The following is a 24667-nucleotide window of genomic DNA, read 5'->3' on the forward strand; positions in this document are numbered from 1 at the left end:
TCAGTACTCCTTTTATGGACGTGGATTGACTTGTGTTCCACGCATATCGTAGTCCAAAACGGGCGGCGACATGTTACGAGATCCGTACGCGAGGCACGGAGCGGCACATGGCGGCCGCGACGATCAGATCGCGTCGACCTCGAACAGGCGGGTCAGATAGTCGCCCTGATACATGTCGGTGGTGAACGGGCCGAACCCGGTGTCGGAGATGTCGAAGCCGCGGGCCATCAGCTCGTCGCCGCCGTACGTGAACCGCGACGCCGGCAACGGGAACTCGGTGTCGCGCACCGCGTACGTCACAGCCGGGTCGAGTCCGGCCAATCGCAACGTGCGATAGCCTTCGTTCACGGGCATGATCATGCGATAGTAGCCGACCAGCGCGTGCCGCCGATCGGCCGACGCCACCATCCACGCGGCCTCCGCGCCCGGCTGCAAACCGACCTCCGACTCGTCAAACGGACTGATCAGCCGGAAAAAGTCGCCCGTATCGATCAGCTCGCGATGCGCTTTCATGAACGCGATCTGCCGGCGCACCTGCTCCTGCTCATCGGCCGTCATCCGATTCACGTCCAGCTCGTAGCCGAACGTGCCGAAATACGCGACGTCCGCGCGGGTCTTCAATGGCGTGACGCGCATGAGCTGATGGTTCGGCACCGCCGAAACATGACTGCCCATGCTGGAGACCGGATACGCGTACGACGTGCCGAACTGGATCTTCACGCGCTCCACCGCATCCGTATCGTCGGAAATCCAACCCTGCGGCGCGTAATACAGCATGCCCGGATCGAACCGAGCGCCGCCCGACGCGCACGACTCGAACAGCACCTTCGGAAACGCGGCTGTCAGCCGCTCATACAGCGCGTACACGCCAAGGATCTGCCGATGCAGCAGCTCGCCCTGGAACGCGGCCGGCCGACCTTGCGAGAACACGTCGGTGATGCTGCGGTTCATATCCCACTTGACATACGAGATGCGGCCGGACGCGAGAATCGCGCCCATCGCGGCGAACAGATAGTTGACCACCTCGCTCTTACTCAGGTCAAGCTCGTACTGGTTGCGTCCCTGCAGAGGCTCCCGGCCGGGCACGCGAATCATCCAATCCGGATGCGCACGATACAGGTCGGAATCCTTACTGACCATCTCCGGCTCGAACCACAGACCGAACATCATGCCCAGATCGTTGATCTTCCGCGCCAGACCGTCGACGCCGTCCGGCAGCTTGCGCCGGTCCGCCGTCCAATCGCCCAGCGAACTCGTCGCGTCGTCGCGGTGGCCGAACCAACCGTCGTCCAGCACGAACAGGTCGATGCCCAGCTCATGCGCCTTGCCGGCGATCGACAACAGTTTCGCCTCGTCGAACCTCATGTACGTGGACTCCCAGCTGTTGATGAGGATCGGCCGCGGCCGGTCGCGCCAGTAGCCGCGAGCGAGTCGCGTGCGAAACAGCGTATGGAACGACTGACTCAACGCGTTCAGCCCGTCGCGCGTGTACGCGATCACCATTTCCGGCGTCTGGAACGATTCGCCGGGCCGCAGCGTCCACGCGAACCCTTCGGGATGGATGCCCATCATCAGCCGCGTGACGTGATAGTTGTCGACCTCCACCGAACCGAGGAAGTTGCCGCTGTACACGAGCGCCGCGCCGGTCGCCTCGCCCGCGGATTCGGTCGTGTTCGGACGCTTCAGTATCAGGAACGGGTTGAACTGGTGACTGCTGTGGCCGCGCAACGAATAGATCTCCTGCACACCGGTATGCAGCCGGAACGTCTGCGGGCGGCGCTCGCGGCCCCACGCGCCGGTGAACTGCATCATACTCCAGTGCGCGTCCGGCAGGTCGAGGCTGGCGCTCAGGGCGCGGCGCAGCGTGACCGTGCCGGTGCTGCCGCCGGTCGTGCCGCTACCGGTCGCGCAGTTGTCGTCGTCCGCGGTGCTGTCGTTGACGAACCGCACGTTGCGTGTGAGCACCGGCAGATCGCGGTACGTCGTATAGCTCAGGATCATGCGCAGATCCAGCAATTCGTCGCGCAACGTGATCTCCAACGTCTCCGCTTCGTCATTGCGTTCGACGTACGTGGCCGGCAGTCCGTCGAGTCGAGGCTTACCGGGGAAGACGCGGTGCGAGACGTACCGGAAATCCGCGTTGCGCGCGCCGTCCGGCGTCTCGATCATGCACGCGACGTTGCGCAGGTCGCCGTTGCCGTTGACCGGATACTCCTGTTTGATGTCCTCCATCGAGAAATCGCCGTCGCCCTCGAACGGGCAGGGCGCCATATCGCGGTGCGCGGCGACCAGCATATGCTCGAAGCCGTCGCGGTCGGCCAGCGGGGCGCCGAAATACAGTTGGCCGAGCTGGCCGTTCTTCAGCACGGTGAAGATGTAGCTGAATTCACGATTCATGATGTGGAATACGTTGCCCGATTCGTGGAAGACGATGCCCATGCTGTTCCCCTTTGCTACCCGGACCGCAAGTTGTCCGGTTTACTATTATGAACAGTTCCGATGACGGATGGGAGAACGATGATGATGGGACGCAAGACTTGGACATGGTGCGCCGCGCTGGCTGCGCTCGTTGGACTGTGCCTGCCGCTGGGAGCATGCCAGTCGACCGTCGACACCAATGCCGCGAACAGCGGCACGACTTCGACGCAGAGCGATTCGTCGACCGACAACAAGAACGCGGGTGCCGATACCGGTGGCGACGATTCGGCGGCGCAGCAGGGGAGTGGTGATTCGTCATCGTCAGCTTCGAATGATGCCGGCGGTGCGGCCGACGATCTGGCGACGACGGTGCTGGCGACGCTGCCGGTCAAGGGACGCGCGCCGAAGACCGGATACTCGCGCGACCAGTTCGGCGCCGCATGGGCCGACGTCGACCACAACGGCTGCGACACGCGCAACGACATCCTGAACCGCGACCTGACCGACAAGACCTACAAGGCCAACACGCATGACTGCGTCGTCGCGTCCGGCAAGCTCGCGGACCCATACACCGGCAAGACGATCGATTTCGTGCGCGGGCAGAACACCAGTTCGGCCGTGCAGATCGACCATGTCGTCGCCCTGTCCGACGCATGGCAGAAGGGCGCGCAGCAGCTGTCCTCCGACCAGCGCAAGCAACTGGCGAACGACCCGTACAATCTGCTGGCCGTGGACGGGCCATCCAACCAGCAGAAAAGCGACGGCGACGCGGCGACATGGCTGCCGGCCAACAAATCGTTCCGCTGCACGTACGTCGCGCGCCAGATCGGTGTGAAGCACAAGTACTCGTTGTGGGTGACCCAGGCCGAACATGACGCGATGGCGAACGTGCTCGCGTCCTGCCCCGACCAGCGGGTGCCCGAACACGGCGGCGTAAGCGCCGACGACACGACGGGCGATACCGGCTCGACTGATACCGGTTCATCCGATGCCACGACCGATGGCACCACGACGGACAACAACGCGGCGAACGATGCCACACAGCAGGACCAGTCCCCGTCATCCACCGACCAGCAGTCGACATCGAACACCGGTTCCGAAGGTGCTACCGCCGGCACGGACACCAATGGCGACGTGTACTACCAGAACTGTTCAGCCGCCCGCGCCGCAGGAGCCGCACCCCTCTACAAGGGCCAGCCCGGCTACCGCGCCAAGCTCGACCGAGACGGCGACGGCGTCGCCTGCGAGTAAGTGTAGTTTTGGATTAGTGCTTTGTCGGGCTGATTGAGAGAGCGCCACGGCCGTCGGTCGTACATATTGCAGAATCACATGTAACGCGATTCCAAGGCAAGACATGCTATGTTCAGCTATTTTCCGGCGGCTTCTCTTGTTCTCCGTACTGCGGTGTTATGGATGGGAGACATGCTCAATGTCGTTGAAGTGGCTGGCGGCTGCTGTTATTGTCTGGTGTTGTCACTCTTTGACAGAACCGGGCATCGTTGGCAAGGTGTGACAACCGATCTGTCACACATCACGAGAAAGACCTTGCCGGAACCTAGCCTGACAAACCCGACAATCCGCAAGCCCTTGGAATTCCAAGCAAATGGTCTATCGGCCGGGAAGCGGCCGGACTGGCGTCCTGTCACACTTGGAAAGAATCCCGGAGAAATCTCTAGGTATGACATCATGTCACGTCACACCCTGTCGGTTCCGAGCCGTTTCATCAAAGCGTGACAGCATGATTCCGATGTCAATGAACGATTCGCATACACGCCGAAATGCAGGAAGGTGATCATTCAAAACCGCCATGCCATGATACGCCGCCGGCGCTATGAGGATTGTCGCGGGAATGAGCCGGTGGATGAATTCGGGGCGGGACATTACACTAGGGGAAGTTTGAGTAATGTCCTTGAGGGGAGCTGCACAGGCATGTCATACGAGCATCCGAACCGCAACAACGAGACCATCCGCGACGTGGAACGCGACATCATGGGCCGTCCGCCGGAGCACAACACCACGAACATGGACCTCGACCGGATGAACCTCATCCTCGACCTGTTCGGCCACCCGGAGGAATCGTTCCGCGTGATCCACGTCACCGGCACGAACGGCAAGGGTTCCACCGCGCGCATGGCCGAGGCGATCTGCCGCGCGTACGGCATGCGCACCGGCCTGTACACGTCCCCGCATCTCGAACGTATCAACGAGCGCATCGCCATCGACGGCCAGGAGCTGTCCGATGACGACTTCGTGGACATCTGGGATCAGGTCAAGGACCTTGTCGACCTCGTGGACGCCAAGATGAGCGAACAGGGCAAGCCGCGCATGAGCTTCTTCGAGGTGCTCACCGCGATGGCGATCTGGAAGTTCGCCGACGCTCCGGTCGACGTCGCCATCGTCGAGGTCGGCATGGGAGGCCTGACGGACGCGACCAACGTGCTCAACGCGGACGCGGCCATCATCGGCCCCGTCGACATGGACCACATGATGTGGCTCGGCGACACGGTCGAAAAGATCGCCGAACAGAAGGCCGGCATCATCAAGCCCGGCTGCACCGCCATCATCGGCCGCCAGCCGCACGAGGAGGAGGTCATGCCGATCCTCGAGGAGGCCGCCCGCCGCAATCACGCCACGCTTGTGCGCGACGGTTACGAGATGGAGGTCGTCAACCGCATGCCCGCTGTCGGCGGTCAGGTCGCCACGCTCTCCACGCCGCTGGGCACCTACACGGAAGTGCCGATTGCCAAGTTCGGCGAGCATCAGGCGCACAATGCGCTCGCCGCGCTCGCCGCCGCCGAAGTCGTCATCCCCGTCTCCGGCGCGCTCGACGGCGATCTGGTCGGCGAGGCCTTGAGCGGCGTGAAGATCCCCGGACGCATCGAGCAGGTGCGTACGTCGCCGACCATCATCATCGACGGCGGCCACAACGTGAACGCAGCCGAATCGCTGCGCGCCGCGATCGAGGAGAACTACGACTTCCAGCAGCTCGTCGGCGTGGTCGCCATGATGGGCGACAAGCAGGTCGAGGAGTACCTCGGCATCCTCGAACCGGTGTTGAGCAAGATCATCGTCACCGAAAACTCGTGGCGCGACCGCGTGATGCCGGCAGAGGAACTCGAAAAGGTCGCCGTGCGCGTGTTCGGCCGCGACCGCGTCATCCGCGAGGATTCGTTGCCCGACGCGATCCAGGAGGCCGTCAACATGGTCGACGCCGAGGACGAACTGGGCGTCGGCTACGGCCACGGCGTCCTGATCTGCGGCAGCTTCGTCACCGCCGGCGACGCGCGCGTGCTGCTCAAGGAACGCATGAACGCCGATCTTGCCAAGCCGAAGGCCGAACGCGTCGAACCGAACCTCGGCTCCGGACCCGTCGTGCGCGCCGACGGCACCACGGCAGCCGACGCCGCCGACCCGTCGGCCGACGCCGACCGCGACTTCGAAACCGACGCGAACCCGGACTTCAACCTGGACGACTTCGGTGACTTCGGACTGTCGAAGATAGCCAAGGAAGCCGCCGAGCAGGACGCCGACGACGCGTCGAACGCGGGCGACGAGCAGTAGTACGATCCGACCGGTTCCCACGGAGCCGCCACAGACGAAACATCAGATGTATCTCAAGGAACTCACACTCAAAGGCTTCAAATCCTTCGCATCCGCAACCACCCTGCGATTCGAGCCGGGCATCACGGCCGTAGTCGGTCCCAACGGCTCCGGCAAGTCAAACATCGTGGACGCGCTCGCCTGGGTGATGGGCGAACAGGGCGCGAAGAACCTGCGCGGCACCGCGATGGAGGACGTGATCTTCGCCGGCACGTCCTCACGCCCGCCGCTCGGCCGCGCCCAGGTGACGCTCACCATCGACAACACCGACCACGCGCTCGACATCGACTACACGGAAGTCACGATCTCGCGCACCATCTTCCGCAACGGCGGCTCCGAATACGCGATCAACGGCAGCCCATGCCGACTGCTCGACATCCAGGAACTCCTGAGCGACACCGGCCTCGGCCAGCAGATGCACGTGATCGTCGGCCAGGGCCGTCTCGACCAGATCCTCAAAGCCGATCCGAGCGGCCACCGCGCGTTCATCGAAGAGGCCGCCGGCATCCTCAAACACCGCAAACGCAAGGAACGCGCGCTGCGCAAGCTCGCCAACACCGAAGCTAATCTGGCCCGACTTGACGACCTGCTCGGCGAAATCCACCGCCAGCTCGGCCCGCTCGGCCGGCAGGCCCGCGTCTCGCGGCGCGCCGACGGCATCCAGGTCACGCTACGCGACGCGACCTCGCGCATCTACGCCGACGACGCCCGCCAGGCCATGAGCCGACGCGACACGCTGCACCGGGAACTGGCCGACGTGCGCGGCGACCTGACCGCATCCCAGCGCGAACTGGCCCGGGTCAAGGTACGCATCGAACAGGTCGAGGCGATGAGCGCCGCATCATCGCCGGCCATCGCCCAAGCCAACCAGCAGTGGCACGACCTGTCGCGCGTGCAGGAACGACTGCGCGCGCTCGCATCCGTGGCCGAGGAGCGCGCCCGGGCGCTGGACGGGCAGATCGTGACCAACTTCGGCGAGGACCCCGATCTGCTGAACCGTCGCGCTGACGAACTCGACGCGCAGCATGCCGAGCTGATGCAACGAACGCAGGAGGGGAAGCTGGCGCTCGACCGGGCAAGCGAACGCCGCGCCGAACAGGAACGCCAGCTCGTCTCGGTCCGCCAGACGCTCGACGAACTGCGCCGCATGACGCAGCAACGCGAGACGCGTGTGGCGAACCTGCGCGAGATGATCGCCCGCGAGGAGTCGGCCGTGCAGCTTGCCGACACGCGCGGCAAGGATTTCACAGCGCAGCGCAGCCAGCTGATCGCCCAACGGGAGGCGGTCGTCGCGCAACGCGACGCGCTGCATCGCACCGGCAAGCGCCATGCCGAAGACGACGGGTCTGCCGCGCTCGATACGGCCCGACGGGAACTGGCGGCCAGACAGGACGCGTTGAACGAGCTGCAGAACCGCCAACGCGACCTCAACGCCCGCATCATCGCGCTTCAGGCCAAGGCCGACGCGTTGACCGACACGTTGGAGAACCGCAACGCGTCCGGCGCGCTGGAACGCGACGACACGGTGCCCACGCTCGGCAAGCTCACCGACTTCATCCATGTGGCCGAAGGCTGGGAGGAGGCCGTCGCGCACGCGCTCGACGTGTTCGCAAGCGCGCTCGTGGTGCCGGAGCGCGAGAACCTGCTGCATGCGCTCGAATACGCGCGTGAGGACCGGCTCGGCAAAGCCGTGGTGATCACGCCGGTGGACGATCCGGTCAACGGGGATGATACGGGTGCCGCAGCCGTGCCGTCGGTGCCCGGATGGCGTTCCGCCGCCGAACTGATCGACGTGAATCCGGCCGCGCAGGACTTGCATCAGGCCGAAGGCGTGGTCCGCGCCGTGCGCTCGCTGCTGGCCGACGTGGCCGCGGTAGACACGTTGGACGAGGCGATCGCGGCCACCGCCGAGGATCTTGACGACGATCGGCCGGCGGACGCGCCGTCGCGCCGGTTCGCGCAGGCCGTCACCAAGGCCGGCGAGGTCGTCAACCCGGTGGGAGCCGTCGGCGGATCATCGCCGGCGCAAAGCGACCTGTCGCTGGCCGCCCGTCGCGACAAGGCGCTCGCCCAGGTGGAGCAGTTGCGCGTCCAGCTCGATGAGTTGGACCAGCAGGTCGACCAGGCAAGGGCCGTTCGTGATCAGGCGCGGCTCGCCGTCGATCAGGCGGCCGCCAAGCGCACCGAGACGCGCATGATGATCGAACAGGCCGCGCAGTCGTTGCGCGAGACGAACGATCGCATCGCCGATCTCGAACGGCAGATCCACGCGACCGCCGAACGGATCGCCGAAGCCGGGCATGTCCGAGAATCGCATCAGCTGAAAGTCGACGATCTGAACCGTGCGCTTGCCGCAGCGCAGTCGGCGGATACGGCCGACGGCGATTTCGACGAACTGACCGAACGCGAACACGTGCTCGAACGGTCGTTGGACGAGGCTCGGGAAGGCGAGATGGCCGCCAAACTCGCCTGGGGCGAAGCGCAACGGCAAACAGCATCATTGCAACGCCAGGCCGGTCTGCTGCGCGATCAGGCGAAGGCCGCGACCGAACGGCGCGAACGCATCCACGCCGCCAACGAGCAGCGCCGGAACAAGGCCGAACGCGCCCGTCGCATCGCCGCCGACGCCACGGCCGTGGCCGAACTGGCCGCCCAGAGCGTCGCACAGGTCGCGCAACGGCGTGAGACGTTGCAACAGGCCGCGTCCAGCCATGACGAGGAGCTGAAAATGTTGCGCGCACGTCGCGACGAGATCGAGCCGACGGTCAACGCGCTGGTCATGCGCGAGCATACGCTCGACGTGAACCGCGAACGGGCGACGGCCGACTATGAGCAGATCGTGGGCAAGGTCGCCGCCGAACTCGGCATGGGGTTGGACGAACTCGTACGCGACTACGGGCCGGACCGGCCGGTGCCAGTATTGGACGAGGCCGGCAACCCCGTGCCGGTCGAACCGGACCAGACCGACGAACCGGACCAGACGTCGGCCGAGCACAGCGACGATGACCACGTTGCCGAAAGCGAACCGCAGTACCAGACCGTGCCGTACGTGCGCGAGGAGCAGGTGAAGCGCCTGGAGAAGGCCAAACGCGATCTGACCGCGCTCGGCAAGGTGAACCCGCTGGCCACCGAGGAATACGATGCGTTGCAGACCCGCAACCAGTACCTGCACGGCCAGCGCGACGACGTGGCCAAGTCGCGCGACGACCTCATGCAGCTGATCCGCGATCTCGACTCGACCATGATCGACGTGTTCCGCCAGGCGTTTGAGGATACGGCTGCGGCGTTCGAGCGGGTGTTCGCCACGCTGTTCCCGGGCGGCACCGGCCGGCTGCGGCTGGAAAACCCGGACGATCTGCTCTCGACGGGCGTGATCGTGGAAGCCAGCCCGGCCGGCAAACGCGTCAAGCAGCTGAGCCTGCTGTCCGGCGGCGAACGGTCGCTGACCGCGCTGGCACTGCTGTTCGCGATCTTCACCGCGCGACCCAGCCCGTTCTACGTGATGGACGAGGTCGAAGCCGCGCTGGACGACGTGAACCTCACCCGTCTGCTCGACGCGTTCGACCAGCTGCGCGACCACGCCCAGCTGATCGTCATCACGCATCAGCAGCGCACCATGAGTATTGCGGATGCGTTGTATGGCGTGACGATGCGGTCGGACGGCGTGACGGCGGTTGTCAGCCAGAAGCTTGTGGAACGGGACTGAGCGCGGTTCATCGCCGTACGCGCAGGGTGATCGATTCGTCCGGCTGCAGGGTGAACGTGTAGTCCCGCCCATAGGCGAACTCACGCGTGCCCTGCACTCGCGGATCGCCCGGCGTGGCGGCGTCGGCCGCGGACGGATTGTAGGAGTGCTCGACCGAGACGCGGAAGACGCCCGAATCGGCCGGCACTCCGTTGGAATCGTCGAACCGGTAGACGATATCGGCCGGCTTCGTGGACGGGTTGCGCATCATCACCAGTCCGTCCGTGCCGTCGAACGCGGAGAACCCGTAGGCGTCGCCCAAATCGTCGCCGTTGGTGTGACTGTCAAGCTGTATCGCGCGGTTCGGTGAGCCACCGAACATCACCGCGTGACGCAGAATATGATGATTGCGTTCCGCCCATGCGAGCGTATCGGCCAGAATGCGCCATTTGCCGGCGTTCATCAGGCTCGCGGACAGGTACAGCTCCCAGAACGCGGTGCCGCGGCTGGCCTGCGTGATCAGATAGTTCCTGAACTGCGCGTCGTTCGCCGTGTCGGCGGTGATGCCGGTGCCGTGCTTGCCGTAGATCGGATCATGGTTGTACAGGTGGGCGAGCGGGAACTGGAACTGATGCCGCGTGATGAAGTCGTAGTACGCGGCGTCACGGTAGGTGAGCTGCCGGTCCATCTTGCTGGGGCTGGCTCCCGCGTCGGCCTGATCGTACGCGCATTGCAGCCATACGGAATTCGCCCACTGCAACAGCCACGGGCTGGGATTGACATAGCAGGTCAGTGAGATCCACAGGTCGATGTCCAGCGAGGCCGCGTCCCGCCGGGCCTCGCGCATGAGTCCGATCCACGCCTCCCACAGGTCGGTCACATGGTACATGTGATGCGCGCCGCCGGTCATATGCCGGTTCGCGTATCCCGGTACGCCGTCGGTCGCGGGGAACGCGGCGTACTGCCGCTCATCCGCAAACCCATCCCACTTCCAATAGTTGATCCGGTAGTCGTGCTGCCAGCGGCGCACCATCGCGGAGAACTCCCTGACGTACGTGCGATCGGCGACGTCGACGGAGCCGCCGGCGCTCGATCCCTTGCCGCTGGCGGTCAGGATGTTCGCCAGATTGCCGTAGAAATCGTAGCCGCCACGCGGGCCGATCCACGCGCCGAAATTGCTGCCGAGACGGTGCGCCAGGGCGCTGGCCGGCCCGAATCCGTGCGGGAACTTGGAATTGAACGCCCAGAATCCGGACGTGTTGCGACCGACGCCGGAACAGGATTCGTCCACGGAAACGTCGGTGTCGTTGTAGTTGTTCCATCCGTCGTCGACGACGTAGCTGTCGAGCGGCCGTGCGCCGGCCTCGCGCAGATGATCGGCGACCGCCTGGAACGAGGCGAGGATCTTCTCGTCGTCGATCGTCATCATGTTGTCGAGCCACGAATTGTATTGGATGCGGAACTTGGTCGGCGTGGCGATGTCGGCGATGTAGCGGAAGAAATCGGCTTGGATGACGGCGTTGTCGCGGCTGCGCGCGGCGCCGAGCACGGTCGGCCACGTGGCGTAGACGATGGTTCGCCGGTCGGCCGACAGCCGTGCCTGACCGTCGGCGAGCAGTCGCGAGAACGATTTGCCGGTGTAGTAGCGGATGCGGCCGAGCCGGTCGACGATCTGCGTGTCGGTCTGCGGGAATTCGCAGCCGAGGAACATGCCGTCGATGTAGATCGGCTGGCCGAGATTCGACGTGTACTCGTCGGTGCCCACCAGGCCGCCGGTGCCGGTCGGGATGGTCCAGCAGGTGTCCGTTGCGGGGTTGATGGCGACCGACTCGAGGTCGATGCGGTCGATCGATGCCTCGTCCCGTTGCGTTGTGGGCACGGCGATCTCGAGGAACTTGCGCATGTAGTGGTCGCCGTCGAACATGACGATATGCTCGCGGATGGTGAACTCGACGCCGCGGAAATGGTAGGGGAGGAACGAGAAGACGACCTCCTTGCCGTGCCGGCATCCGTCCGGCTGCTGCGGTGTCCGGCCCGGCTGCCCGCCGTCCGTCGCGGCATCGCGCACGTCGTTCGAGCGACACACGACATCGCGGACCGACGGTGCGCCGTCCAACGTCAGATCGGCGGAGGAGCACTCGTACCGTTCGCGTCCATCCGACGGGTCGTCGTCGGTACGAGGTTCTCCGTCGGTCGTCTTCCGCGTCATACGGATGACGAACTCCGCGCTGCCGTGAGCGGGCGTGAACGTCACGTTCGCACGGCGATTGCCGACTGATATCGTGGACAGGCGGCCGTCTTCCAACGAGAAAACGCGTTCGACCATCGCGTTGCCGATCGTAAGCCGTCGTCCGTCCGACTCGACGGTAATGCAAACATTGTTGCCGTTGAAGAGATCATGTGTCGACATGGCCACTATCACTACCACATATCGGCTGCGCGGTGGTCCTCATCGTTCATAACCATGATTCTGTCTCACGATTCGATTGTCGGTAACATTCCGGAATTGTTAAGGAAGTATGCCTATTCACGACAAGGTTGACATGAGGAAAGGAACGTTATGTTCGACATGCGTCATTCCAAGGCGATGGCCGTGGCGTCCGCGATCGCGGCGATGTCCCTCGCCCTGGCCGGATGCGGTTCGACCGGAACGAAGGATAATTCAGCCTCGAGTGCGGACGGCGGTACGATCACCGCGATGAACACCGAAATGGCCACGGGTCTGCTGCCCGGCAACAGCAACGGCACTCCGGGCATCAGGGTGCTTGACCTGCTGTTCTCCCAGCTGATCGCCTTCGACGCCAACGGCAAGCCGGTCAACGAGGTCGCCAAGGAAATCAAGTCCAACGACAACGCGACGCAGTTCACCATCACCATCAAGGACGGCTGGAAGTTCACCGACGGAACGCCGGTGACCGCCGAATCGTTCACCAAGGCGTGGAGCTACGCGGCGGACGCGACGAACGCGCAGATCAACGCGAACTTCTTTTCCGACATCAAGGGCTACGACAAGCTGCAGGAGAAGGGCGTGGCCTCCGACGCGCAACTCGAGGGACTCAAGGTCGTCAACGACCACACGTTCACCGTTGACCTCAACGCGCCGAACTCGAACTTCCCGATCAAGATCGGATACACCGCGTTCGCCCCGCTGCCGGAATCGTTCTACAAGGACCCGAAGGCGTTCGGCGAACATCCGGTCGGCAACGGTGCGTACAAGTTCGTCAAGTGGGACCATAACAAGGAACTCGACGTGGTGAAGAACCCCGACTACAAGGGCAACTTCCCCGCGAAGAACGCCGGCGTGAACTTCATGCTGTACACCAGCCCGCAGTCCGCATACGCCGATGTGCTCTCCGGCAACCTCGACGTGATGGACGCGGTGCCGTCCACCGTGGCCGGCAACCTCAAGACCGCGAAGAACGTGCAGGTGTACAACCAGTCCGGCTCGTCGATCACCATGTTCGTGATCACGCAGGACTACAAGCACTTCGAACCGGGTAAGGAAGGCCAGCTGCGCCGTCAGGCCATCTCGATGGCCATCAACCGCCAGCAGATCTGCGACAAGATCATGGCCGGCCTGTGCACCCCCGCCACCGATTTCGCGGCGCCGACGATCAACGGCCACTCCGACTCGCTCAAGGGCGCGGACAACCTCAAGTACAATCCGACCAAGGCCAAGGAGCTGTGGGCGGAGGCCAACAAGATCTCCCCGTGGAGCGGCACCTTCGAAATCGCATACAATTCGGACGGCGGTATGAAGAGCGTGTATGACGCGGTCATCAACTCGATCAAGAACACGCTGGGCATCGATGCGGCCACGCAGGTGTTCGCCACAAGCGCCGAACTGAGCGAGGTCACCGACGGTCGCACGCTGCACAAGCCGCACCGTATGGGCTGGTCGCCGGACTACCCGTCGCTGGAGAACTACATGACGTCGCTGTACACGACCGCCGCGGCCGACGGCAACGGCGCGAACACCGGCGACTACAAGAACCCCAAGTTCGACGCGCTGCTCACGAAGGGCAACCAGGAATCCTCCACCGACGCGGCGATCAAGGACTACCAGGCCGCCGAGGAGATCCTGCTCAACGACCTGCCGAGCGTGCCGCTGTACTACGGCAACGCGAACGGCGTGGCCAGCAAGGATCTGAAGAACTTCAAGTTCGACTGGCAGAACAACCCGATCTACCGCGATATGACGAAGTAACCGTCGCGCATAGACGAAGAGAGGGTGCGGCTTTCCGAATTGCAACGGAAAACCGCACCCTCTCTTCGTCCATGCGCATTATGAACAGGGAAGGGCGCGCCTACTTGCGCAACGACTTGCGCACCTTCTGCACGGCGGTCAGCGTGCCGTAGAACACCTTCTTGATTGGCACGTCGCGCGCCGGGGCCACCGGCGTGACCTCCTCGGTGAACTTGGTCTTGAACTCGTTCAGGCCCATGAGCGAGGGGGCGAAATCGGAGCCGATGCCCATGAGATCGTATTCGGCGATGCCCTGCGAGCCGAGGATGCAGCACTCCTGATACAGGAGCTTGTCGGTCACATGCAGCCGCATCACCTCGGAACGCATGCCGGCATAGTAGCGCACCGCATGCGCTCCGTTCACGGTCACGATCGACCATGCCACCACACGGCCGTCGATGCGGGCGGCGAACACGCGGCAGTGGTCCGCGCCGAGCGCGCCGATCATATCCGAATAGTCGCTCATCGGAGCCGGCGTGAACCCGTCGCGCTCGCCGGTCTCGACCATCACGTCGTAATACTCGCTGAAATCGGCCATCGCCTGAGCGGTCTCGTCCGCGCACTCGGCCGGGCACTCACGCAGCGACTTGCGCACGTCGCGGCGGCCGCGGCGCTTCATACGCGCCAGGATCGCGTCATCGCCGCCGGTCACGTCGATCACCACGGTCTGATCGTACGGCACGGTGGACAGCACCGGCACCGTACCGGCCGTATACCACGTGTCGATGCGCAGGAACGCGACATTGCCGTCCTTCTTGTGCACTGCCTCGGCCAGCGCGTCGATCACGGCATGCTCCTCGTCCTCGCTCGGCTTGGCGATCCAGGTCGGACCATGCACCGAACGCAGATAGTGGTAGCCGTGCGTTTCGAAATCGATCAGGGAGACGAACGCGACCGTCTCGCCGTCGCGCTTGACCAGATACGCGCCCCACGGGGTGCGCCCGTCGATGTCGGCCTGATATGCCGCCCATACGGCGGTCTGTTCGATGGGAAGATTGACGCCGTGCTCGGCGGCGGACGCTTCCAAGGCTTCGGGGGTGACGGCTTCCAGCGTGATCATGATGCTCCTTGCGATTGACTGGTGACGAGTGTAGGTACGGGCCGTGACGCACGATGGCGGGGCGGACGGCGGGATACGTGGGTGCGATGGGCGTGTGGCGTCCGTGCGGCGTTCAGTTCTGCGCGATGCCGAACAGACGACGGATCACATGGCCGTCGCCCTCATATGGTGCATGCTTGCCGCCGACCTTGATCCACTGCTCCTCGCCCTTGCCGATGACCAGCAGCACGGTCAGGCGTCCGGCCGCCGCGTCGGCACGCGCCTCGTCGACCGCGGTTTCGATGGCCTTGGCGCGGTCGAGGATGATCGTGGACGACACATGCGGGTTCGTGATGTAGCCGCGCATCTCGTTCAGAATGTCGGCCATCGGCTCCTTGACGGTGTCCTCCGAGGTGAGGATGATCCGATCGACCTTGTCCTGCGCGCCGTCGATGATGCCCTGACGGCGGTCCACGGCCTTGTCTCCGACCGAACCGGTCACCAGCACGAGCTTCGGAGCGCGGTCAGCATACTTGCGCAGCACGAACTCGGCAAGCGTCTTGGTGCTCACGTAATTATGCGCGTAATCGACATAGGCGACGATGTTGCCGTCGGCGCTCGCGAACCGTTCCATACGGCCGGAGATGCGCACCTGTTCGAGCGCGGCGAACGCGGGGGAGTCCTGCGGCACGCCGGCTTCGCGGGCCAGTGCGATCGCGGCCGCCGCGTTGGCCGCGTTGAAGCCGCCTTCGAGTTCGAGCGAGAAATCGCCGATCGTCGCGCCGTGATCGAGGAACACGTACTGCGTCGGGTGATGCGGGTCCGGCGTGGCGACGACGTCGATGCCGTCATCGTCGCCGGCCTGGTCGCGCAGCGCGAACGTGACGATCGGCACGCCGGCCCGGCTCGCGTCCTGACGGATCAGATCGGCGTGGTCGCAGTCCTCACCAAGCACCAGCGTGCGGCAGTTGTACGAGATCTGCCGCTTGCAATGCAGGTAGTCCTCGAACGTCGGATGCTCGATCGGGGAGATATGGTCGGGTGAGATATTCAGGAACGCGGCCACGTCGAACGTGAGCCCGTAGACGCGCTGCACCTTGTACGCCTGGGAGGAGACCTCCATCACCAGGTAGCGCATGCCGTTGCCGAGCGCCTGCCGCATCATGCGGAACGCGTCGAGGCTTTCCGGCGTGGTCAGCGCGGATTCGGCGTACGTGTGGCCGTCGAGGCAGTTGTCGACCGACGAGAACAGGGCGCAACGGCCGCCGGAGTAAGCGTTGAGCACGGCCTGCGTGAAGTACGCGGTCGTCGTCTTGCCTTTGGTGCCGGTGATGCCGATCACGGTCAGCTCGTCCTGCGGGCGGCCGAAGAACGCGGCCGACAGCAGGCTCATCGCCTTGCGCACGTCGTCGACGATCAGGCCGGGGGCGCGGGTCGCGGCGGAGAAATCGGTTTCGGCCACATACGCGGCCAGTCCGTGCGCATCGACGTCGCGCAGGTAGTCCGGCTTGAAATTGCCCTTGCAGAACAGCAGCGTTCCCGCGCCGACTTGACGCGTGTCGTACGTGACGTCGGAGAACGGCTGGTCGTATCCGTTGACGTCGGTCGCGTTCAGCGTCCACAGGTCGCCGGCGATGATCTCGCGCAGCAGATGATGCTCGTCCAGCAGTCGGGCGGCCGATTGCAACGTCAAAGCCATGATGATGCTCTCCCTTATGTTCGTGACGACTAGCCATTCTACCGTGCGCCATGTGCACGTTCGGTGGCGGCCCCGGGCGTGTCCCGGCCTACTGGCCGGACGAGCCGTGCCGCTGCCGTTACAATGGGAGCCGTGGCAGACGAAAACGTGAACGAACGCGAGAGGGACGGGGAAGACGCCGGTCGGACGGCGCGGGGGCGCGCCGTGGATGAACCGGGGCGTGCGGGGCACATGACGCCCGAGATGGCGGCGAAACGCGAACGGTTCGAACGGCTTGCCATGCCGGCCGTGGACGCGCTGTACCGTCAGGCGATGAAACTGACCAACAATTCCGACGACGCGCAGGATCTGGTGCAGGACACGTTCGAACGCGGGTTCAAGGCGTTCGACTCGTTCCAGGAAGGGTCGAACTTCGAGGCGTGGATGACCACGATCGAACGCAACGCCTACTTCAACCAGTACGCGAAGGCCAAGCGCCGTCCGCAGCGGGCCAACGATTCGACCGGCGAATACGACGACTGGGACATCTACTCGGCGTCCGAACATTCGTCGGAGGGCCTGAAATCCGCCGAGGACGAGTATCTCGACACGTTCGCGCCCGAGGAGATCATGGTCGCGCTCGACCGGCTGTCGCCCGAACGCCGGCAGGTGTTCATCGACACGGTGATCGACGGCAAGACCTATCAGCAGGTGGCCGACGAGCAGGGCGTGAAGATCGGCACGGTGATGAGCCGGCTCAACCGCGCCCGCACGCAGCTCAAACGCGACCTGGCCTCGTATGCGAGAGAGCGGGGATACGTGAAGGGCGACGGCCGCGGTGCCGACGGTTCACTGTCCGCGAAGCGCGTTGCGGACGGCGATAATGGAGAAGAGAGCAGGAAGACGGTCGAAGTCGGACATAAGGAGCGGTCATGAGCGAGCAGATGGAGCGTCATATCTCGGTAACCCGTCAGACCGCCGACGGCACGGTGATCCGCACCGACGTGCACGTTGCCGCGGTGCATCCCGATCCGGCCATCCGCCCCGGCGTGCAGCCGGATGCGCTCTGCGGCACCGGCGACGAGGCCGAGGAGTGCTTTGATCCGGCCACCTGCTGCGATGCGCGCGAGCGTGCGCTGATCGACATGATGCGCGCCTACCTGCGCCCGGACGTCGCCCCCGAATGTCTGATGCGCCGGCTGCGCGAGACGCTCGACCACTGCTGCTGCGATTCGGACGAATAGGCGATGGGCGCTGTGTGGTCGCATTAAGACCGATGGTATGCATATGAGGTGTTATGCTGTGACGCTCCCTCAGTCAGCCCGCGGCTGACAGCTCCCTCAGCCGAGGGAGCCAAGCATTGCGAAAAGCCCCCGTTGCCGACATGGCACGGGGGCTTTTCCAGCGTTATTCACGCAGCCTGAAACAGGCTCGGATCAGGCGTTCGGACGCTTGCCGTGGTTGGCAGCCTTCTTGCGACGATCCTTGCGCTTACGTCCGCGCATGCCCATGATGGACTCCTTTACTACAAGATTAATAAGCCTACGGGATTATCGCACATCCCGCAGACGTTCGCAACTTGCCGTCGGCCGAACCTGCGGTCAGTGCTGCTCGGCCTTGATGAACAGTTTGGTCGTGCTCGTCTCGCCCGGCTTGATGACGATCAGCTCGTTGCCGGTGTTGAACGCGTTCGCGTACGCGGTCTGCGGCTCGACGGCGGTGCCGGCCGGATGCTGGAACGCAGGGAAGCCGGTACCGGTGCACACCTGGAACGAGGTGATCGTCTCGTCGCCGCCCACCTTGATCTCCAATCCGTCCGGGCGGGTGAACGTGGCGGTCACGGTGCCGTCCGCATCGTGGTGCACGTTCGTCCACGCGTCGTCGAACGGCTGGCCGGTCAGCAGCGGGTGCTCGCGCAGATCGTACTTCGTGCCGTCCACCGGCTCGGTGCCGGTCGGGATCAGGTTCTCGTCCACGGTCACGTGCGTGTCGGCCGGGATGGTCAGGCGGCACTGCGCGTTGTGGCCGTCGATCTCGTCGCCGTAGCCGTTGAAGCCGTTGTCGAGCCACGGGTGAATCGCCAGCGCCCACGGCGCGTCCGTCTTGCCGTTGTTGTAGGCGCTCACGGTGATGTGCAGTCCGTCGGCGTCCAGCTCATGCTTGGCGGTCACGATCACGTCGAACGGGTAGCCGAGCAGGAACGGCACGCGCCACGACTGGGTGACGGAGTTCTCGGTCAGCTCCTCGAGCTTCCAGTAGGAGCGGTAGCCGTAGCCGTGGATGGCGGTGTTGCGGTCGTGCTCGTCGATCGGCAGCGTGTACGTCTTGCCCTCGAACGTGTAGGTGCCGGCCTCGATGCGGTTCGGGAACGGGACGAGCAGCTGGCCGTGGCAGCAGGTGACCGGGTCGTCCGGTCCGAGCGGCACGATCACGTTCTTGCCCTGATAGGTCACCTTGCGCATCGTCGCGCCCAGCTCGGTGATCACCGCGGCCCAGTCGCCGTAGTGGATGGAATACTGCTGGCCGGTGCGCGGCGGGATGTTCTTCGTCATATGCATCACTCCATAGTGAGGTATGTGTGGTTTTCGTGTGCCCGGTAACGGATGTTACCGCTAACGCTCCAGTGTAGCGCGTGCGTCGATTACTATGGTCGGGGACATGCGAAAAACGAAAGGCGGATATGATGGCGAAACGGATCGTGTTGGCGGACCCGCGCGGCTTCTGCGCGGGTGTGGATCGGGCGATTCTGACCGTGCAGACGATCCTCAAGGCGTCCCGTGCGCCGCGCGAGGACGGGCTGCCGCCGGTGTACGTGCGCCGTCAGATCGTGCATAACAAGCATGTCGTGGAGGACCTCGCGTCCCAGGGCGCGGTGTTCGTGCAGGAACTCGCCGAAATCCCCGACGAGGCCGCGAAGGCCGGCATTCCGGTCGTCTTCTCCGCGCACGGCGTGTCGCCGTCGGTCAAGGCCGAGGCCGCCTCGCGCGGCATGCACGTGGTCGACGCCACCTGCCCGCTGGTGAGCAAGGTGCACCGCGAAGTGCTGCGCTTCGTCAAGGAAGGCTACGAGATCATCTACATCGGGCACAAGGGCCACGACGAGGCGGTCGGCGTGGTGGGGGAGAACCCCGAGCACGTCCACCTGATCGAACACGCCGGCGACGTGGATTCGCTGGACTTCGCGCCCGGCACGAAGCTCGTGCTGCTGAGCCAGACCACGCTGAGCATCGACGAGACGGCCGGCACGATCGCCGCGCTCAAGGCCAAGTTCCCGTGGCTCAAGGAGCCGCCCAGCTCGGACATCTGCTACGCCACGTCGAACCGCCAGACCGCGGTCAAGCTCATCGCGGAGCAGTCCGACTGCGTGGTGATCGTCGGATCGGCGAACTCGTCCAATTCCGTGCGGCTCATGGAAGTCGCGCAGGACGCGCTGGGTGACCGCGGTACGGCGCACCGCGTCGACGACGCCTCGGAGATGGACCCGGCATGGTTCGACGGCGTGGAGGCGGTCGGCGTGTCGTCCGGCGCGTCCGTGCCCGACGAACTGGTCGCCGGCGTGATCGAGACGCTCAAGGCCCGCGGGTTCACCGACGTGTCCTCGGTGGAGACGATCAAGGAGAACATGCACTTCGTGCTGCCGTCCGAGCTGCGCGGACGGCAGCCTTCGCCGCAGGCGGCTCACTGAACCTAGAAACAGTCCACCGGACTGTTTCTTTGACGGCTCGGCCGTCGGAGCTCCGCCGGCTTACGCGTGGGTGAACGGTTGCCGAACGCAGGGGAACATTAGCCGGCGATAAGCCGGCGCTCCGTATCGTGTCCGCTATGATGGCCTCTATCAAAGGAACAGGGAGCGGTATGCGGGTTTTTGATTTTGACGGCACGATCTACGACGGCGAAAGCCTGTTCGACCTGTATCTGTTCAGCGCCCGCTACGATCCCAAGGTATTCCGCCATCTCGCGCCGGTGCTGCGGTATGCGATCAAATACAAGCTCGGCAAGGCCACGCTCGAACAGATGGAACGCGGCGTCGGCGACATCGCCCGCAAATACCTGCATGATCTCGCCCGGTCGCGCAAGGTGAACTCCCTATGCGAACCGGAAGACGGACAATCCGACGGACAGCCGGGCGATCTGGACATCATTCTGGACGGCGTCGCGCACGACGTCGAAACCGGGCGCATCGTCGCGCAGGACGAACGGCTTAACGGCGGACTGGAGGCGCTGGTCAGCCGCTTCTGGGACCGCAACATGCGCAGGATCAAGCCGTGGTATCATCCGCAGTCCGACGACGTGATCCTCACCGCATCGTTCGACGTGACCGTGGGCGAGGCATGCCGCAGACTCGGCTTGCATAATCTGGTCGCATCGACGATCGACCCGCAGACGCTGGAGGTCACCTATCTGAACTTCAACACGAACAAGCCGAAACGGTTCCGCGAACTGTTCGGCGACGCGCCGATCGACGAATTCTACACCGACAGCAAGTTCGACCAGCCGATGATCGACATGGCACGCAAGGCGTACATGGTCAAGGGCGACCGGATCACACAGGTCAAATAGCGTCGCCCGGCGTGTCGCGCGGAATTGTCCGGTTGAAAACGACAGAAGACCTGACAGAACGAAAGGAGCAAGGCTTATGGGAATGCCGCTCGACGTATACGTGATTCGCCACGGCGAATCGGAGGCGAACGTGATCATCAGCGCCGGCGACCGCGGCGACAACTCGCTGTACACGCAGGACAACGTCACCGTGCCCGACCGTTCATGGAGACTGACCGCGACCGGTCGCAAGCAGGCCGACTGCATCGGCCGGTGGCTCGTCGACCAGCAGCAGCTGTTCGACCGCTATCTCGTCTCGCCGTACGTGCGCACGCGCGAGACGGCCGCCACGATGGCGCTGCCGAAAGCGAAATGGGAGGAGAACCGCGTACTGCGCGAGCGTTCGTGGGGCGAGATCAACACGATCACCAAGGACGACTTCCGCAGCAACTACCCGCGCAACTGGATGTTCAAGAACACCGATCCGCTGTACTGGCGTCCGCCGGCAGGCGAGTCGATCGCCGACGTGGCGGAGAACCGCGTGCACAACCTGCTCACCTCGCTCGACCGCAAATCCGACGCGCAGTCGGTGGTGATGGTCAGCCACGGCGACCTCATGCTCGCGCTCATGCTCGTGCTCGAGGACCTCTCGGACGAGGAGTTCATGCATCGCGCGGCCTCTGCGGAATGGCAGATCACGAACTGCACGTGTCTGCATTATTCACGGCGTGATCCGGCGACCGGGCGCACGTACAAGCGGTTCCGCTGGGAGCAGACCGCGCGGCCGGTGCTCAATGAGGAGAACGGCAAATGGGAGGTGCAGGTGACCGACTGGCGTTCGTTCAAGAAGCCGACCCTGTCCAACGGCGACCTCGTGGACGTGGTGCACGCCGTCGACCCGCACCTGTGAGCACATGGCGCTGCCACCCGGCCTGTCCCGCTCGGGAAGACTGCCGGCGGGACCGATTAGGGGAGCGGGAAGGCCGAACCGAAACGTGAAGGACTGGTGAACAGGCTACAATGGCTCACGATGCGCGGGCGCATGACGTAACGCGCCCGCTCGGAGAGAACCGAAGGAGTTCATCTATGAAGAACCTGTTCACATGGGCGTTGCACGGCGACGGCAAGACGCTCGCCCCCGGCGAGGTCGTCGAACCCGACGAACGCCTGACCTGGCCGCGCACCGCCGGCATCGGCGCGCAGCACGTCGTCGCCATGTTCGGCGCGACCTTCCTCGTGCCGATCCTCACCGGCTTCGACCCGTCGACCACGCTGTTCTTCACCGCGCTGTCGACCGCGCTGTTCCTGCTCATCAACAAGAACGTGCTGCCGAGCTACCTCGGCTCGTCGTTCGGCTTCATCGCGCCGATCACCGCCGTCACCACCGCGCACAAGGGCCCCGCGGTCGCCAGCTTCGGCATCATGGTCACCGGCCTGCTGCTCGCGCTCGTCGGCGTGGCCGTCCACTACGCCGGCTCCAAGTGGATCGACATCATCATGCCGCCGGTCGTCAACGGCGCCATCGTCGCGATCATCGGCTTCAACCTCGCGCCGAGCGTGTGGAACAACTTCAAGGCCGCGCCCGACACCGCGCTCGTCACGCTGGTCGCCGTGCTGCTCGTCGCCGTGCTGTTCAAGGGGCTGACGGGCCGACTCAACATCCTGCTCGGCGTGATCGTCGGATACGCGTACGCCTGCGCGCGCGGCCAGGTCGACTTCTCCGCCATCGGCAAGGCCGCATGGATCGGCCTGCCGCACTTCCACACCCCGCAGGTCGACTTCTCCATCCTGCCGATGTTCCTGCCGGTCGTGCTCGTGCTCGTCGCCGAGAACGTCGGCCACGTCAAGTCCGTCGCGCAGATGACCGGCCGCGACTACGACAACCAGATGGGCACCGCCCTGTTCGCAGACGGCCTGGGCACCGCGATCGCCGGCTTCGGCGGCGGCTCCGGCACCACCACGTACGGCGAGAACATCGGCGTGATGGCCGCCACCAAGGTCTACTCGACCGCCGCCTACTGGTGCGCCGCCGGCTTCGCCCTGCTGCTGAGCCTGTGCCCGAAGTTCGGCGCGATCATCAACACGATCCCCGCCGGCGTGCTCGGCGGCGTGACCACGCTGCTCTACGGCATGATCGGCATGATGGGCATCCGCATCTGGGTCGAGAACAAGGTCAACTTCGACAAGCCGCTCAACATCATGGTCGCCGCGATCGTCATGATCATCGCCATCGGCCAGTTCGAGTTCGCGTTCAACGGCATCCAGTTCAACGGCATCGCCATCGGCACGATCGTGATCCTCGTCGCCTACCACGGCCTCAAGGCCATCGGCAAGGCCACCGGCACCATCGACAAGAACGATCCGGACATCCTGTAGCCGACAGCCGGCTCGCGTCGTCCATCGTTACGGCTTCCCTCCGATAAGTAGGAGGGGAGCCGTTTTTCGTGGCGTCACGACGATTCGGTAAGCTGACCCACGATACACGCGACGGCAAGGAGGCAATCATGGCAACCGCACACGGCAAGAAGATCGCGATCGTCACCGGCAGCGCGCTCGGGCTTGGCTACGAGCTGACCCGGCAGCTCATCGAACGCGGCTGGTTCGTCGCCGGCATCGACTTCAACGCCGAACGCCAGGACGCGCTCGCCGAGGAATTCCCGTCCGACGTGTACCGCGGCTATGTGGGCGACGTGTCCGACGAGGCGTTCGTTCGGCAGTCCGTCGCCGAAATCAAGGCGCTCGGCCATATCGACCTGCTCGTCAACAATGCCGGCCAGCCGTCGTTCAAGGTGCCGACAGGCTATGAGGCCGCCGACATCGACAAGTGCCTCAAGGGCCTGAAAGGCATGATCCTGTGGTCGGTCGAAACACTCAAGGCCGACGGGGAGACCGATCTCAAAATCGCGAACGTGATGAGCACCGCCGCTACGCGCGGCAACGCGAACGAATCCGTGTACTGCGCGACCAAATGGGGCGAGAAGGGATACACGCAAAGTCTCAAGGCGGCCTACAAGGGCACGAGCGTGAAGATCGTCGGCGTCTACCCGGGCGGCATCGACACCGCGTTCTACCGCGACAGCCACGATTACGTGTCCGAGGAGAAGCAGCACACGTTCATGAATCCGGCCGAACTGGCCGAGGTCATCCTGTTCAACCTCGTCAACGACGCGAACCTGACCGTCTCCGACATTCTCATCGAACGCAACTACGTGTGAGATGGGTTCCCGGGATCGGGCGGAATCATCCCGGGGACCGGAAACCGTACATTTTCGCTCATACGCACATGTGAGGATCGGCGTATTGCCGCCCTTTCCGGCGGAAAACCGCACAGGCCGTGGTTCCCGGGATTATTGCGGAAAAATCCCGGGAACCAGCTATAGTGGCTAGGTTTGCGCACCTTGCGCGAGAACCTGACATGAAAGGCCGCTGTGCCCAAGAAATTTACCAAGAAGAAGCCCTCCA

18 protein-coding genes are annotated in these 24667 nt (G+C 64.3%); 12 read left to right on the top strand and 6 right to left on the bottom strand.

Annotated features, from left to right (window positions below; all coding sequences use genetic code 11):
* Positions 1-123: 123 nt before the first annotated feature.
* A complete protein-coding gene (locus AC1A0G_RS09035; RefSeq protein WP_476529084.1) occupies positions 124-2439 on the bottom strand; it encodes an alpha-galactosidase in 2316 nt (771 codons plus the stop codon).
* A gap of 60 nt (positions 2440-2499) precedes the next feature.
* Here AC1A0G_RS09035 and AC1A0G_RS09040 point away from each other — a divergent pair, with 60 nt between their 5' ends.
* The 4 genes from AC1A0G_RS09040 (at position 2500) to smc (ending at position 9724) form a co-directional block, all read left to right on the top strand.
* Positions 2500-3669 (top strand): GmrSD restriction endonuclease domain-containing protein, encoded by a 1170-nt coding sequence (locus tag AC1A0G_RS09040; protein ID WP_476529086.1) that lies wholly within the window; start codon positions 2500-2502, stop codon positions 3667-3669.
* 108 nt (positions 3670-3777) lie between these two features.
* Positions 3778-4152 (top strand): hypothetical protein, encoded by a 375-nt coding sequence (locus AC1A0G_RS09045; RefSeq protein ID WP_476529088.1) that lies wholly within the window; start codon positions 3778-3780, stop codon positions 4150-4152.
* Positions 4153-4347: 195 nt separating this feature from the next.
* The gene (locus AC1A0G_RS09050; RefSeq protein ID WP_476529090.1) at positions 4348-5979 is read left to right on the top strand and encodes a bifunctional folylpolyglutamate synthase/dihydrofolate synthase; all 1632 of its coding nucleotides are present in this window, start codon (positions 4348-4350) and stop codon (positions 5977-5979) included.
* Between the two features lie 46 nt (positions 5980-6025).
* Positions 6026-9724 carry a chromosome segregation protein SMC gene (gene smc, locus AC1A0G_RS09055; RefSeq protein ID WP_476529092.1) on the top strand — a complete coding sequence of 1233 codons (3699 nt, stop codon included), beginning with the start codon at positions 6026-6028 and terminating at the stop codon, positions 9722-9724.
* Positions 9725-9731: 7 nt separating this feature from the next.
* Here smc and AC1A0G_RS09060 read toward each other — a convergent pair whose 3' ends face one another.
* A complete protein-coding gene (locus AC1A0G_RS09060; RefSeq protein ID WP_476529093.1) occupies positions 9732-12113 on the bottom strand; it encodes an alpha-galactosidase in 2382 nt (793 codons plus the stop codon).
* Between the two features lie 159 nt (positions 12114-12272).
* On the opposite strand from AC1A0G_RS09060, the gene AC1A0G_RS09065 reads away from it, so the two are divergent.
* Complete coding sequence (locus AC1A0G_RS09065; protein ID WP_476529141.1) at positions 12273-13910, top strand: peptide ABC transporter substrate-binding protein; 1638 nt, start codon at positions 12273-12275, stop codon at positions 13908-13910.
* Between the two features lie 100 nt (positions 13911-14010).
* On the opposite strand, the gene AC1A0G_RS09070 is transcribed toward AC1A0G_RS09065, so the two are convergent.
* Both AC1A0G_RS09070 and AC1A0G_RS09075 read right to left on the bottom strand, forming a co-directional pair.
* Positions 14011-15009, bottom strand: a complete 999-nt coding sequence (locus AC1A0G_RS09070; protein ID WP_476529095.1) for a lipid II:glycine glycyltransferase FemX — start codon at positions 15007-15009, stop codon at positions 14011-14013.
* A 112-nt stretch (positions 15010-15121) separates the two neighbouring features.
* The gene (locus AC1A0G_RS09075) at positions 15122-16687 is read right to left on the bottom strand and encodes a UDP-N-acetylmuramoyl-L-alanyl-D-glutamate--2,6-diaminopimelate ligase (RefSeq protein ID WP_476529097.1); all 1566 of its coding nucleotides are present in this window, start codon (positions 16685-16687) and stop codon (positions 15122-15124) included.
* A 243-nt stretch (positions 16688-16930) separates the two neighbouring features.
* Between AC1A0G_RS09075 and AC1A0G_RS09080 the strand changes: the two genes are divergently transcribed.
* Complete coding sequence (locus AC1A0G_RS09080) at positions 16931-17602, top strand: sigma-70 family RNA polymerase sigma factor (protein WP_476529143.1); 672 nt, start codon at positions 16931-16933, stop codon at positions 17600-17602.
* Positions 17599-17910 (top strand): hypothetical protein, encoded by a 312-nt coding sequence (locus AC1A0G_RS09085; RefSeq protein ID WP_476529099.1) that lies wholly within the window; start codon positions 17599-17601, stop codon positions 17908-17910. The genes AC1A0G_RS09080 and AC1A0G_RS09085 overlap by 4 nt, the downstream gene beginning before the upstream one ends.
* Before the next feature lie 192 nt (positions 17911-18102).
* On the opposite strand, the gene AC1A0G_RS09090 is transcribed toward AC1A0G_RS09085, so the two are convergent.
* Both AC1A0G_RS09090 and AC1A0G_RS09095 read right to left on the bottom strand, forming a co-directional pair.
* Positions 18103-18177, bottom strand: coding sequence for a 50S ribosomal protein bL37 (locus tag AC1A0G_RS09090; RefSeq protein ID WP_003817083.1), 75 nt, complete (start codon positions 18175-18177; stop codon positions 18103-18105).
* A gap of 90 nt (positions 18178-18267) precedes the next feature.
* Positions 18268-19218 carry an aldose 1-epimerase family protein gene (locus AC1A0G_RS09095; protein WP_476529101.1) on the bottom strand — a complete coding sequence of 317 codons (951 nt, stop codon included), beginning with the start codon at positions 19216-19218 and terminating at the stop codon, positions 18268-18270.
* Positions 19219-19298: 80 nt separating this feature from the next.
* Here AC1A0G_RS09095 and AC1A0G_RS09100 point away from each other — a divergent pair, with 80 nt between their 5' ends.
* The 5 genes from AC1A0G_RS09100 to AC1A0G_RS09120 all read left to right on the top strand — a co-directional run bounded on the left by AC1A0G_RS09100 (position 19299) and on the right by AC1A0G_RS09120 (position 24420).
* On the top strand, positions 19299-20351 hold the full coding sequence (locus AC1A0G_RS09100) for a 4-hydroxy-3-methylbut-2-enyl diphosphate reductase (protein WP_476529103.1): 1053 nt from the start codon (positions 19299-19301) through the stop codon (positions 20349-20351).
* Between the two features lie 170 nt (positions 20352-20521).
* Complete coding sequence (locus tag AC1A0G_RS09105; RefSeq protein WP_476529104.1) at positions 20522-21226, top strand: HAD family hydrolase; 705 nt, start codon at positions 20522-20524, stop codon at positions 21224-21226.
* 76 nt (positions 21227-21302) lie between these two features.
* The gene (locus AC1A0G_RS09110) at positions 21303-22115 is read left to right on the top strand and encodes a histidine phosphatase family protein (RefSeq protein WP_476529106.1); all 813 of its coding nucleotides are present in this window, start codon (positions 21303-21305) and stop codon (positions 22113-22115) included.
* A gap of 176 nt (positions 22116-22291) precedes the next feature.
* Positions 22292-23581, top strand: a complete 1290-nt coding sequence (locus AC1A0G_RS09115) for a uracil-xanthine permease family protein (protein ID WP_476529107.1) — start codon at positions 22292-22294, stop codon at positions 23579-23581.
* Positions 23582-23709: 128 nt separating this feature from the next.
* Complete coding sequence (locus AC1A0G_RS09120; RefSeq protein WP_476529108.1) at positions 23710-24420, top strand: SDR family oxidoreductase; 711 nt, start codon at positions 23710-23712, stop codon at positions 24418-24420.
* Positions 24421-24667: the final 247 nt, after the last annotated feature.

Source organism: Bifidobacterium sp. LH_230, from assembly GCF_056357555.1.

What these genes read in the sequence shown, in the direction of transcription:
- AC1A0G_RS09035 (WP_476529084.1), bottom strand. Translation starts at nt 2,439, where the DNA reads ATGGGCATCGTCTTCCACGAATCGGGCAACGTATTCCACATCATGAAT.
- AC1A0G_RS09040 (WP_476529086.1), top strand. Translation starts at nt 2,500, where the DNA reads ATGACGGATGGGAGAACGATGATGATGGGACGCAAGACTTGGACATGG.
- AC1A0G_RS09045 (WP_476529088.1), top strand. Translation starts at nt 3,778, where the DNA reads ATGTTCAGCTATTTTCCGGCGGCTTCTCTTGTTCTCCGTACTGCGGTG.
- AC1A0G_RS09050 (WP_476529090.1), top strand. Translation starts at nt 4,348, where the DNA reads ATGTCATACGAGCATCCGAACCGCAACAACGAGACCATCCGCGACGTG.
- smc (WP_476529092.1), top strand. Translation starts at nt 6,026, where the DNA reads ATGTATCTCAAGGAACTCACACTCAAAGGCTTCAAATCCTTCGCATCC.
- AC1A0G_RS09060 (WP_476529093.1), bottom strand. Translation starts at nt 12,113, where the DNA reads ATGTCGACACATGATCTCTTCAACGGCAACAATGTTTGCATTACCGTC.
- AC1A0G_RS09065 (WP_476529141.1), top strand. Translation starts at nt 12,273, where the DNA reads ATGCGTCATTCCAAGGCGATGGCCGTGGCGTCCGCGATCGCGGCGATG.
- AC1A0G_RS09070 (WP_476529095.1), bottom strand. Translation starts at nt 15,009, where the DNA reads ATGATCACGCTGGAAGCCGTCACCCCCGAAGCCTTGGAAGCGTCCGCC.
- AC1A0G_RS09075 (WP_476529097.1), bottom strand. Translation starts at nt 16,687, where the DNA reads ATGGCTTTGACGTTGCAATCGGCCGCCCGACTGCTGGACGAGCATCAT.
- AC1A0G_RS09080 (WP_476529143.1), top strand. Translation starts at nt 16,931, where the DNA reads ATGGCGGCGAAACGCGAACGGTTCGAACGGCTTGCCATGCCGGCCGTG.
- AC1A0G_RS09085 (WP_476529099.1), top strand. Translation starts at nt 17,599, where the DNA reads ATGAGCGAGCAGATGGAGCGTCATATCTCGGTAACCCGTCAGACCGCC.
- AC1A0G_RS09095 (WP_476529101.1), bottom strand. Translation starts at nt 19,218, where the DNA reads ATGACGAAGAACATCCCGCCGCGCACCGGCCAGCAGTATTCCATCCAC.
- AC1A0G_RS09105 (WP_476529104.1), top strand. Translation starts at nt 20,522, where the DNA reads ATGCGGGTTTTTGATTTTGACGGCACGATCTACGACGGCGAAAGCCTG.
- AC1A0G_RS09110 (WP_476529106.1), top strand. Translation starts at nt 21,303, where the DNA reads ATGGGAATGCCGCTCGACGTATACGTGATTCGCCACGGCGAATCGGAG.
- AC1A0G_RS09115 (WP_476529107.1), top strand. Translation starts at nt 22,292, where the DNA reads ATGAAGAACCTGTTCACATGGGCGTTGCACGGCGACGGCAAGACGCTC.
- AC1A0G_RS09120 (WP_476529108.1), top strand. Translation starts at nt 23,710, where the DNA reads ATGGCAACCGCACACGGCAAGAAGATCGCGATCGTCACCGGCAGCGCG.